This is a genomic window from Mucilaginibacter sp. (assembly GCF_036383575.1).
Lineage (GTDB): Bacteria > Bacteroidota > Bacteroidia > Sphingobacteriales > Sphingobacteriaceae > Mucilaginibacter.
This window is the reverse complement of sequence record NZ_DASVOB010000484.1, coordinates 1-12,575: the sequence shown is the minus strand read 5'-3', so window position 1 is coordinate 12,575 and position 12,575 is coordinate 1. Positions and strand designations below refer to the sequence as shown.

The following is a 12,575-nucleotide window of genomic DNA, read 5'->3' as shown; positions in this document are numbered from 1 at the left end:
TCAAGATCAACAATGCTAAAAAAAGCAATTTTCTATATACTTAATACGGCACTTTTGCTGGTGATCATGGCCGGCTGTAAAAGCTATAAACCGGTCACGGGCCAGGAAGTAGCAGCCAATTTACCATCAACATTTAATAATAATACTGATACGGCCACGGTAGCAAGCCTGCCTATCGGCCAGTTTTTTGCCGATCAAAGGCTCGTTAACCTGATTGACACAGCCTTTAAGGCAAATCCCGATCTGCTAAGCGCCCTGCAAAGGGTTGAGGCTGCAAGGGCTAACCTTAGGTTCAATTCTTCAAAGTTATTACCTACCATAAACCTTGCTGCTAATGCCGGAGTTGAAAAATATGGCGATTACACACAAAACGGTGTAGGTAATTACGATACCAATTTTTCAAATAACATCAATAGCGATCAGCATATCCCTAACCCAGTGCCTAACTATTTCCTGGGTTTTCAAAGTTCATGGGAGGTTGACCTGTGGGGTAAGCTAAACAACCAGAAAAAAGCTGCATTTGCCCGCTTCCTGGCGAGCCAAAGCGGCTATCGGTTGGTAACTACCGCCCTTACCGCACAAATTGCCGGTCTTTACTATCAGTTGCTGGCTTATGATACCGAATTAGGGATCATTAAAAAGAACATCAAACTCCAGGAGCACGCGCTGGAGATTGTTAAAATACAAAAACTTGGTGGCCGTGCTACAGAGCTGGCAGTTCAGCAATTTGAGGCACAGTTAGCCCGTACTAAAGGCTTGGAGTATACCACCCGTCAGCAAATCACCGAAACCGAAAATCAGCTTCGTTTTTTAACCGGAAGCTATTCGGGCACTGTGTCACGAGATACCTCTATCATGAAAACCAAGCTACCTGTGGTGGTTGGCACCGGGGTTCCATCGCAAATGTTGTTGAACAGGCCTGATATCCGCGGTGCTGAATTGGAACTTACCGCCATGAATGCGGATATTAAGGCAGCAAGGGCAAACTTTTTCCCTACTTTAACTTTAACCCCTTATGTGGGGTATAATAGTTTCAGGGCAAACCTGTTATTTGATCCGGCTTCATTTACTTACGGCATTTTAGGAGGTATCACTGCCCCTATCTTCAACCGCAAAGCCATCAAGGCCGAATATGAGCGAACCATTGCCGAGCGGAAAATAGCGGTGTACAACTATCAAAAAAGTATCCTCTCGGGTTTCCAGGAAGTAAAGAACAATTTGAGCGGGATAGAGAATTTCAATCATGCTTTTGAATTTAAACAACAGGAATTGCAATCGCTCAATAACGCCCTATCTGTAGCTAATGACTTGTATCTTGTTGGTCGCGCTAATTATTTGGAGATCATCACGGCCCAACGCAGTGTACTTGATGCCGAGCTTGAGCTGGCCGGTATCAAGCGCAATATATTTTTAAGCTCAGTTAATTTATACCAGGCTGTAGGCGGCGGCTGGAGGTAGTTATTGAATAATTAGAGGCTTGCCAATAAATTCGCGTCATTGCGAGGTACGAAGCAATCCCCTACTTACAGAGTCGCTCTGCATAGTTCGCGATTGCTTCGTACCTCGCAATGACGTTTTTTATATTGTAGTAGTTTAAATAATCAGTCACAAATCCGTTACATAAATCAAATTACAACGCAACAATATTACCCAGCAGGATAAATTGCTTAATATAGTAGCTTTCGTTGCTTACTGAAGGAAGCAACGCTTGACTGACTCATTACTTAAACTAATTAACACAAATGATCAAACTTTTAAAGCATGCATTGATCACCCCGTCAATTGCTGTTATTGCACTTAATGCCGCTGCGCAAACAAGCGCGCAACCCAAACTTATTGAAAAGGTTACCCGCAAGGGAAGCGAGCTGGTGATCCCCTATGAAAAGTATGTACTCTCTAACGGCCTTACCGTTATTTTGGCCGAAGACCACTCTGATCCGCTGGTTCACGTGGATATTACTTATCACGTAGGCTCTGCCCGTGAGGAGATCGGGAAATCTGGGTTCGCTCACTTTTTCGAGCACATGATGTTCCAGGGTTCAGACCACGTAGAAAATGGTGATCATTTTAAAATTATCACCGAAGCCGGCGGTACCCTAAATGGCTCAACCAACCGCGACCGTACCAATTACTACGAAACTGTGCCCGCCAATCAACTGGAAAAAATGTTGTGGCTTGAGTCGGACAGGATGGGTTTCCTGCTTGATGCAGTTACCCAGAAAAAATTTGAAGTACAGCGCGCAACCGTAAAAAACGAACGCGGGCAAAACTATGATAACCGCCCGTATGGTTTAGCCGGGCAATACGCTTCAAAAACGCTTTACCCATATGGCCATCCCTATTCATGGCTTACTATCGGCTACATTGAAGAGTTGAATAAAGTAGGTGTAAATGATCTTAAAAACTTTTTCCTGAGGTGGTACGGTCCTAACAATGCTACACTTACCATTGGTGGCGATCTTAACGCTAAGCAAACGCTGGCGTGGGTAAGCAAATATTTTGGCAGCATCCCAAGAGGTCCAGTTGTAAAAAACATGTCGCTACCAGCACCAGTATTAAAGGCCGATAGATATGTATCCTACACTGATAACTATGCCAAATTTCCGTTATTGTCAATAAGCTATCCGGGAGTTAAGATCTATGATAAGGATATGTCGCCGCTTGATGCCTTATCAGCTATCATAGGCCAGGGCCGTAACTCCATCTTTTATAAAAACTTTGTAAAAACCCGCAAGGCAGCACAAGCCACCATGGGTTCATCAAACACGGAACTGGCTGGCGAGATCAGCATGAGGGTTGTACCATTTCCGGGTCAAACTTTGGCTGATGCGAAGAAGCTGGTAGATGAGTCCTTAGCCGAGTTTGAGAAAAAAGGTGTAAGCGACGATGATCTGGCCCGTTTCAAAGCAAGCTCAGAAGCCGATTATATCAACAGCTTATCGAGCGTAAGCGGTAAAGTATCCGAACTGGCACAGGCTCAAACCTTTACCGGCAACCCTAACCAGATCGGCCGCGAACTGGATGCCATCCGTGCAGTTACTAAAGAGGATGTGATGCGCGTTTATAACCAGTACATTAAAGGTAAGCCTGCCGTAATATTAAGCGTATTACCTAAAGGCGGTAACCTGCAGCCCGTTGCACCTGATAATTTTACTGTTGATACCACGGGCTATAAAGCGCCCGATTATGGCTACAATGGTTTAACGTATCATAAACCTAAAGACAATTTTGACCGCGCTGTAAAACCAGGCGTAGGCCCTAATCCGGCAATTAAAGTTCCGGTTATCTGGTCAACCAATACGCCTAATGGTATCAATATCATCGGCACACAAAACAGCGAGATCCCGGCGGTGTCTATTTCCATGTCGGTAAAAGGCGGCGGTTTATTTGCTATTAACAATCCTGCTAAAGCCGGCGTGGCAGGTATAGTAGGCCGCATGCTGAATGAGGACACTCAAAATTATACCAGCGAACAGTTTACATCCGAACTGGATAAACTGGGCAGCAGTATAAACATTTTTGCAAGCTTTGATGAGATCTCGGTTGAAGTATCGTCCCTCACGAAAAACCTGACCAAAACGATGTCGCTGCTTGAGGAGAGATTGTACCATCCTAAATTTACCCAGGATGCACTCGACAGGATCAAGAAACAAACCCTTGAAGGTTTTAAACAAGCTAAAACCCAACCAGCCGGTGTAGCGTCAACTGTTTACAACAAAATACTTTACGGAACAGACAACGTACGCACTTATGCAGCGGGAGGCAATGAAGAAACCGTAGCGGGTATTACCTTACAGGATGTTCAGGATTATTATGACAACAACTTTGCACCATCTGTAACCAAAATTGTTGTAGTTGGCGATGTTAATGAGGCTGCGACTAAAAACGCGCTTGCTTTCCTTAATACCTGGAAAGATAAAAAAGTAACTATCCCCGCTCCGGTTGAAGGGAAGTCATTTGACAAAACCACTTTATACATGGTGGATATTCCGGGTGCAGCACAATCTGAGATCCGCATTGGCTATTTAGATAAGCTGAACTATGATGCAACCGGCAATTATTATAAGCTGAACATTGCCAACTACATTTTAGGAGGCGCGTTTAACAGCCACATCAACCTCAATTTAAGGGAGAAAAAAGGTTGGACTTACGGTGCACGTTCAAATTTCAGCTCGGGCAAATATGGCGGCGACTTTACTGCCTCTGCGGGTGTATTAGCTACCGCTACTGATAGCTCTGTGGTTGAATTTATGAAAGAGATCACCAATTATCAAAAAACCGGTATCACACCAGATGAATTAAAATTCACTCAAACCTCCATAGGTCAAAGCGATGCACGCCGTTATGAAACCAATGCACAAAAAGCGGCATTTTTATCACGAATCCAGGAGTATGGTCTTAAGCCCACCTTTGTTGACGAGCAAAACAAGATCTTATCGACTATCACTCCTGCCGAGATCAATAGCCTGGCTTCAAAATACCTCAATCCCGATAACATGATCATTCTGGTTGTTGGTGATAAGGCAAGGATCTATCCCGGCTTACAAAAACTGGGATATCCTATTGTTGAACTTGATGCCGATGGCAAGCCGAAGCAATAAGTTAACATAGCATCAAATAAAAAAAGCCCTTATGCCTGTATTGACATAAGGGCTTTTGCTTTTGAAAGTCAATACCTTACACAGAGGCTAAAAATCTATAATTTCAATTTTTACTATTGTTATGCAACTGAAAAGTTACCATTAAAACCTTATTTATTAACACCAATTTAACCTAAATTAAACACGTAAAATCCAACTTTGGGGCAGGTTTTTATCGGCACAAAAGGTGCCGTTTCGTTGGGTTCAGGTTTTATTTCTGCCAGAAAAATAAATGAGTATTGTAAAGGGAATTTTTGGGCAAAAAAATAACGCTACCACTTCAGCAGAAAATGTTGATCTGGATGTTCTCTTCAAAGAATATTACGACCGGCTGGTATACTTCTCCCTCCAGCTTATTAAAGACAAAGACCAGGCCGAAGACATTGTACAGGACGCATTCATCAAATACTGGAACCAGCGCGAAGCTGTAATACAGGACAAGACCGCTATCAAAAATTTCCTGTACAGTACCGTTCGCAATGCAAGCTTAAATATGATAAGGCATATCAAAGTTGTTGAGGCTTACATAGGATATATGGGCAATACCGAGCCGGAAGAACCACCCATAATTGAAGCCATTATTACAGCAGAAGCTGTAGCCGAAATTCATGCTGCATTACATTCCCTACCCGAAAGTCATCGCACCATATCTATCATGGGTTATTTTGATGGTAAAAAGAACCAGGAAATTGCCGACGAGTTGGACATGTCGGTAAACACCGTTAAAAAACAAAAACAGCGCGCCCTCGAGCTAATGCGCGTAAAACTCTCGCCCGAAATGTTTACCGCTTTTATAATGCTTGGCGTTGGTTTCTTTAAACGGTAATGCTCCGATATCCTGTACCAAAACAAAAAAAGTATAATTACAGTAATTCCGTAGCCAGATTAGCCAGTTCGCTCCTTTCCCCTTTTTGCAGCGTGATATGTGCATAAAGCGGATGCCCTTTTGCTTTATCTATTAAATATGACAATCCGTTACTTTCCGCATCAAGATATGGGGTATCTATCTGGTAAATATCACCGGTAAATACAAACTTGCTGTTTTCGCCAGCACGGGATATAATTGTCTTCACCTCGTGCGGAGTTAAGTTTTGCGCTTCGTCAACAATAAAGAAGATCTTACTGAGTGTGCGCCCTCGAATAAAGGCCAGTGGCGCTATCGAGATCTTATCGTTATTAACCAGCTCATCAATTTTGGCCTGCATTTTTTCGTCATCACCAAACTGATCTTTAATAAATTTCAGGTTATCCCATATCGGGGCCATATACGGGTCTATCTTTGATTTGATATCACCGGGCAAAAAACCGATGTCTTTATTACTCAAAGGCACTATGGGGCGGGTAACAAAGATCTGACGGTAGTATTTACGCTGCTCAAGGGCACTTGCCAGCGCTAATAGTGTTTTACCTGTGCCAGCATTACCCTGTATGGTTACAAGCTTAATATCGGGATGCAATAAGGCATGGATAGCAAACGACTGCTCCATATTGCGCGGAAAAATATTAAGCACGGGCTGTTCTGTAACTTTTTCGAGCTGTTTACTTTGCGAATTGTAAAAACCTACAGTATCGCCCTTTTTACCTTTTAATACATAAAAATGATTATTGGTATAGGATGCGATCTTTAGATTTTCGGCCGGTACGTTCTCGTTCTTATTGAGGTGGGTAATGAGTTTTTCAGTAACCTTATCTACATCAGTTTTACCGGTATAAAGTTCTTCCAGATTTTTGATCTTACCTGTTTCATAGTCTTCGGCGTGTAGGTTGAGGGCTTTTGCTTTGAGGCGAAGGCAGATGTCTTTTGATACCAACACTACTTTTTTGCCCGGATTTTCTTCCTGCAAGCCGAGGGCTGCGTTCAGGATGCGGTGATCTGTTTTATCAGAACCAAAAATCTGCTCGGCATCCAGTCCGGTAGTTTTAGTATCCATGGCAACTTTAAAGCTGCCTTTGGTTTTGCCGTTAAGCGGGATCCACTCGTTGATCAGGCCATTGTGCGATAATTCATCCATAAGCCGGATAAAGCTCCTGGCTTCGAAGTTTCGGGTATCATTACCGTTCTTTTTATTATCGAGCTCCTCCAATACCTGGATTGGTATAGCTACATCGTGCTCCTGAAAGTTTTGAAATGCGTTGTGATCATACAAGATCACAGAAGTATCTAAAACAAATATTTTCTTCTGGTTACGCTGGCCGTCCTTCATATCCGCCTAAAATAACGATTTTAAGGTTTGAAGAAAAATTTCTCCCCAAACAAAAAACCTGTAAAAGCGAAAACGGGAGTCATCTCTTGCGATTTGAACTCCCGTTTCCAAACTGTTGCTTAACCGTAGTTGCCCAACAGCATCAAGTTTTGTGTATCCTTAACCGATGTGATCTTCGTCAGTTGCTCTCACGAGCGGTCGACTATTCTCAATATCACCGGTTTCTGTTGTTTCCCTCCGTAGAGTTCTTCTTCTTAATTCCGGCACCTCCTTTAATCACTTTCTTTTTTCAAAAGACTTTCGCCTTCTTCATTTTTTCATGTGACTCAGGGACTTCTTTCGATCTTTAGTTCCCCCAAAGGTTCACCCGATTCAATTTCTGTTTTCCTGAAAGGTTGTCAAAGTACGTCGTTCTTGATGATTTCAATATCGGGACATTATCATGATTTGGCAAATATTTTCAATTGTTTTTATTAACAGGTTATTAACAGTAATCTTGCACTTATCAACATTGGCTTTTAGGCCATTTCAAGTACGAATAATCATAATTCATTGAATTACAGCCATCATTATTAACATTGCTCTTATTAACAAGCAATACAGAAATCGCTCATTCTTAAAAATAAAAAAATGCGTAAAATCTCAAAAACCTTAAATTTTCTCTGTTAAATGCCTCCAATATCGTTTGGGAATATGGCGTATATGGAGCCTGGTATTTTTACGTGAAGCAATGTTTACGCTATTAAAATAGTTTTTCCAAAGGTTTTGATAAATACCCTCATCCTCGCTATAAGCAGCAATTACATTAATGGGGTTATTTAATTCATCAAAATCCATTTCGATAAATTGAGTATCATGAAGATCGTAATATACCCCATAGCCTCTTTTGATATCATAGATCATCCATTTCTGATCAGCATATCTATTTTTGAAATGTTTGATCAATAATGGCAGTACATTAAAATCAGGTTCGATGGCTGCATAAAACGTACCATCATTCAGTTTTTGAAAACGGACGAAGGCTTCCATCCTATGCTTTTCGCGCCGAACCATCTTCAAGATCTCCGACAAGCGCATCACATATCTGTTTCCGTAATCTTCCTCTATATTTTGTTCGCTGTCAAAAACATAGCGGATAAAGCCGAGTACATTGCAATCTTCCCCAGCAATTTCGGCCATGTGGCTGATGTAAAGGCGCTGCACCCCTGCTGCCGAAAGCTTTTTACGCAATCCCCTTAGTACCCGGCTGGCGCGGACCTCGTCGGTAACAATAGGTATTACTTCTTCAAAAAGGGCACTATTGCGCCACTCCCCTTTTAATAATTTTACGGCGTATAGTTTACGCTCATAAATCTCAAACACAGCAGTAAGCAGCCCCTCAAACGTTCCGTCGTAAACCAGTGTATTCATTGTTAAAACAGATTAAGTTGGGTTTGTGTATTCCTGATGTATTTACTTTGCGATTGGCCCATAATAAATTGTTTTACGTTTTGCCCGGTTAAATCGCGCCGTTCAAATTCATTGCTTTTGCAGGTTATAAAATATCGCGCCCTGTTAACGGCCACTCCTATTTTTTTTAGTTGATCCCAACCCAGTTTGGCGAACTTGCGGGCGGCTACTATTTTCTGTGCCGATAGTAAACCAATACCCGGCACCCTTAGAATGAGTAGCAGGTCGGCTTTATTAATGTCAATAGGAAAAGCTTGCATATTGCGGATAGCCCAGCTTAGTTTGGGGTCGATATCAAGATCAAGTAACGGGCTTTGATTATTAACGATCTCGTTTACATGGAAACCATAAAACCGCATGAGCCAGTCGGCCTGGTAAAGGCGGTTTTCGCGCACAAGCGGTACCGCGGTATTCAAAGCAGGTAATCGCTGATCGGCCAATACAGGAACATAGCCAGAATAGTAAACCCGTTTTAAATTGAAATTTTTATAAAAATAGTTAGCGGATTGAAGCACCTGCTGATCGCTTTCGAGTGTAGCACCAACAATTACTTGTGTACTTTGTCCGGCAGGTGCAAACATAGGGGCATTTTTAAAAAGCTTTTTTTCTTCCGTATTTTTGATGATCTCATTTTTCAGAAAATGCATTGGATCTATCATGTCCTGCCGGTTTTTATCCGGTGCCAGTAGCTTCAGCCCGGCTTCGGTTGGCATTTCTAAATTCACGCTAAGCCTGTCGGCATATAAACCGGCTTCCCGCATTAGCTCCGAACTTGCACCGGGAATAGATTTCAAATGAATGTGCCCATTAAAGTTGTGTTCAGTTCGCAGCTTTTTTGCTACACGTACCAGGCGCTCCATGGTATAATCGGCATCTTTAAAAATACCAGAGCTTAAAAACAAGCCCTCGATATAATTGCGGCGATAAAAGTTAATGGTAAGATCAACCACTTCCTGCACTGTAAAGGCAGCCCGTTTGATGTCGTTATTCTTTCGCGATACGCAATAAGCGCAGTCAAAAATACAATGATTGGTAAGCAGGATCTTCAACAACGAAACACATCGCCCATCTTCTGTATAGCTATGACAAATACCATTACTGGCATTCCCCAAACCTTTGTTCTTATTTTTCCTGTCGCTACCGCTCGATGCACATGATACATCATACTTGGCTGCATCCGCCAATATATTGAGCTTTTCCGTTATCCTGTCCACATTCATATCAAATCAAAAATACTAATATTTTTAGTATTCATTAAAATGCAAATGGATTTATTTTACAACCATAGCTTGGTTAAGTGCATAAAAAAAGACCGCCCAATTACAGGGCGGCCTTCAAACCAAACTAACTACTTTATGAAAACAGTCTTTAATTATTTTACAGCTATTTCTCTTGTTTGAAATTTAGCTTCTTCTTTTTTTGCTATTGTAAGTTTTAAAATGCCATCAGCATAATCAGCAGCAATTTTTGATTGATCGGCACTTTCAGGTAGTGTGAACGACCTTACAAATGAATTGTAGCTGTATTCGCGTTTGCTGAATTTTTTACCTTCTTCAACGTTTTCGGCTTTCTTTTCGGCAGCTACGCTTAATACATTTTTGTCAAGATTGATCTTGAAATCTTCTTTCTTTAAACCAGGTACGGCCAGTTCAACGTGAAATTCGTTTTCGGTTTCTGCAATGTTTACAGCAGGCACACGGGCAATTAATTTGTCGCTTAAAAACGAATCATTGATCAGTGAATCAAACACATCGCTAAAGAATGGGTTAGCTGAAGTATTTTTAAGGCCGTTGTTAAATTTTACTAATGTCATTTTTATATCCTCCTAAAGTTTTGTTTTTTGTTAACTTCGTAACCTATTGATCAACTGCTGTACCAACAGCAAAAACGCCTAAAACAAGCGACAAAAAGTCATCAATGAATATTTTAGGCAGACAAAATGACTGAAAATGGCTGAAAAACTTGCTGATTACAAATATAAAACCCCTATCCCTATCCGTTTTTCGGATATCGATTCATTCGGACACGTAAACAACGCTGTATATTTAACTTATTTTGAGATAGCCCGGATCGGCTACTGGAAAGAAATCATCAACTGGGACTGGAGCAATACCGGCATCATCCTGGGGCGCTCAGAGATCAACTACCTGAAACCCATTACTGTTCAGGATAATATTGCCTGTTATGTACGCACCATTCGCATAGGTAACAGCAGTTTTGATATGATGCATGTACTGGTGAAGATAACGCCCAACGGCGAAGAAATTGTAACAACCGGCAAAACCGTTTGTATCAGCTACGATTATTCGGCCAATAAATCTGTATCTATTCCCACGCCCGAAAGGCATAGGATGATCAATTATGATGAGCCAAGGCTAATTTTGAATACGAATTGATTTTGTAGAGTGATTCTTAAATCGTTATTGCGAGGCACGAAGCGATCGCCAATTTGCAGATTCGCTCTGTATAGTTCACGATTGCTTCGTTCCTCGCAATGACGATTTGTGTTTTTAACTAAAAATCTTCCTGGGATTAAGGATCCCCTTGGGATCAAACACTTGTTTTATCCCCTTCCACAATGCAAAATGTACGTCCGAATATTTTATCGGCATAAATTCCTTTTGTACCAGGCCAATCCCGTGCTCGCCAGATAGGGTACCACCAAGTGATACTGTCAATTCAAATATTTCCTGGATGCCAAATTTCAGCTTGTTGTTCCAATCCTCATCACTCATATTGCCTTTGATGATATTGACATGCAGATTTCCATCACCGGCATGACCATAACAAACCGACTCAAAGCCATATTTAATCCCGGTTTCTTTTATTCCTTTAATCAACTGAGGCAAAGCAGCGCGCGGCACAACGGTATCTTCTTCTTTGTAAACCGAGTTCGATTTTACGGATACCGCCATGGTACGCCTTAAACGCCAAAGCTCTTCTTTTTGAGCAGTAGAATCAGCAAACAATACATCGCGGCAATCAAACTCTTCAAGTACTGTATTTATCTTTTCGCAATCGGTAAATATCACATCCTGATTAGTTCCATCAACCTCAATCAACAGGAAAGCTTCAATACCGTCCTGCAAATCAAAAGCGATATCATCATGCTCCTTAACCCATTCTACCCCTCTCCGTTCCATAAACTCCAGTGCGGATGGAATGATCCCGGCCCTGAATATAGCGGAAACAGCCGCGCAAGCCATTTCATTAGTAGGGAATGAAGCCAGGAGTAAAGCATCCAGCGTTGGTGCAGGAATGAGCTTTACCACTATTTTTGTAACAATACCCAACGTACCTTCCGAACCGATCATCAATTGGGTCAAATTATAGCCCGATGCATACTTAAGGGTGTTTGCACCTGTCCATATGATCTCACCCGATGTTAAAACTACCTGTAGATTAAGTACATACTCCCTTATTGTTCCATATTTAACAACCCTTGGCCCTCCAGAACCATGTGATACATTGCCTCCAATAAAGCAACTACCCTTACTGGCCGGATCGACTGGGTATAGCAAACCTTTTTCAGTTACTGCGTTCATAAACTCTTCCGTTATTACGCCCGGCTCAACGGTAGCTTGCAGGTTTTTTTCATCTATTTCAAGCACTTTATTAAAACGCTCCATCGCGATCAGCAAGCCCCCCTTAACAGGCAAAGCGCCGCCACTTAAACCCGTACCGGCACCACGCGGCGTTACCGGAATAAGATTTTCATTGCAGATCTTTAACAAAGCAGAAACCTCCTCAGGTGTTTGCGGACGAGCTACAACTTCAGGGTAATAAACCAGGTCTTCGGTTTCGTCATGACTATATTTTTCGAGGCTTTCGTGGCTTGTCAAAACATTATCAGCGCCAACAATTGCGGTAATAGCTTCTAATATTTGAGCCGATATTTTATTGAATTCCATGATCAGGATTTCTTATAGTTTATAATAACAGCCGAATGGGCCACTTTACCACTCAATGGTGGGGTGAGTTTTTTAATAGTAACCTCAATGCTTTCCACAAATGGATACCTCTTTTTAATACGGTCAACAACTGACTGGCCAACGGTTTCTATCAGTTTACGCGGATGTTTCATCTCTTCGCATACTATGATATACACGCGTTCATAATCAACTGTTTTATTGAGGTTATCTTCCAGCAGATCGCCGGGAGGCACAAAACCTACATTTACATCAACTAAAAAGCGGCAACCTATTTTTTGTTCTTCGGGATAAAATCCGTGGTACGCGAAAAACTCCGCGCCTTGCAAGGCTATATTGATCATGTTCAAAAG

General features: G+C 41.8%; 10 protein-coding genes. 4 read left to right on the top strand and 6 right to left on the bottom strand.

What is annotated here, in order from left to right; genetic code table 11:
- Positions 1 to 12 precede the first annotated feature (12 nt).
- From VF500_RS17355 to VF500_RS17345, 3 genes are all read left to right on the top strand, one after another.
- A complete protein-coding gene (locus VF500_RS17355) occupies positions 13 to 1,458 on the top strand; it encodes a TolC family protein (protein WP_330860890.1) in 1,446 nt (481 codons plus the stop codon).
- Positions 1,459 to 1,742: 284 nt separating this feature from the next.
- Positions 1,743 to 4,601, top strand: coding sequence for a pitrilysin family protein (locus VF500_RS17350; protein ID WP_330860889.1), 2,859 nt, complete (start codon positions 1,743 to 1,745; stop codon positions 4,599 to 4,601).
- A 271-nt stretch (positions 4,602 to 4,872) separates the two neighbouring features.
- A complete protein-coding gene (locus VF500_RS17345; RefSeq protein ID WP_330860888.1) occupies positions 4,873 to 5,466 on the top strand; it encodes an RNA polymerase sigma-70 factor in 594 nt (197 codons plus the stop codon).
- A gap of 37 nt (positions 5,467 to 5,503) precedes the next feature.
- Here the strand turns inward: VF500_RS17345 and VF500_RS17340 are convergent, their stop codons facing one another.
- From VF500_RS17340 to VF500_RS17325, 4 genes are all read right to left on the bottom strand, one after another.
- Entirely contained in the window at positions 5,504 to 6,844 is a 1,341-nt protein-coding gene (locus VF500_RS17340; protein ID WP_330860887.1) for a PhoH family protein, read from the bottom strand.
- A 651-nt stretch (positions 6,845 to 7,495) separates the two neighbouring features.
- Positions 7,496 to 8,254: a TIGR03915 family putative DNA repair protein gene (locus VF500_RS17335; protein WP_330860886.1), complete on the bottom strand. Its 759-nt coding sequence runs from the start codon at positions 8,252 to 8,254 to the stop codon at positions 7,496 to 7,498.
- A gap of 2 nt (positions 8,255 to 8,256) precedes the next feature.
- A complete protein-coding gene (locus VF500_RS17330; protein WP_330860885.1) occupies positions 8,257 to 9,513 on the bottom strand; it encodes a putative DNA modification/repair radical SAM protein in 1,257 nt (418 codons plus the stop codon).
- 152 nt (positions 9,514 to 9,665) lie between these two features.
- Positions 9,666 to 10,106 (bottom strand): Hsp20/alpha crystallin family protein, encoded by a 441-nt coding sequence (locus VF500_RS17325; RefSeq protein ID WP_330860884.1) that lies wholly within the window; start codon positions 10,104 to 10,106, stop codon positions 9,666 to 9,668.
- 136 nt (positions 10,107 to 10,242) lie between these two features.
- Between VF500_RS17325 and VF500_RS17320 the strand changes: the two genes are divergently transcribed.
- Positions 10,243 to 10,689, top strand: a complete 447-nt coding sequence (locus tag VF500_RS17320) for an acyl-CoA thioesterase (RefSeq protein ID WP_330860883.1) — start codon at positions 10,243 to 10,245, stop codon at positions 10,687 to 10,689.
- Between the two features lie 114 nt (positions 10,690 to 10,803).
- Here the strand turns inward: VF500_RS17320 and VF500_RS17315 are convergent, their stop codons facing one another.
- A complete protein-coding gene (locus VF500_RS17315; protein ID WP_330860882.1) occupies positions 10,804 to 12,204 on the bottom strand; it encodes an FAD-binding oxidoreductase in 1,401 nt (466 codons plus the stop codon).
- A 2-nt stretch (positions 12,205 to 12,206) separates the two neighbouring features.
- Positions 12,207 to 12,575, bottom strand: a 369-nt coding sequence (gene folB, locus VF500_RS17310; RefSeq protein WP_330860881.1) for a dihydroneopterin aldolase, incomplete at its 5' end; no start/stop codon positions are given.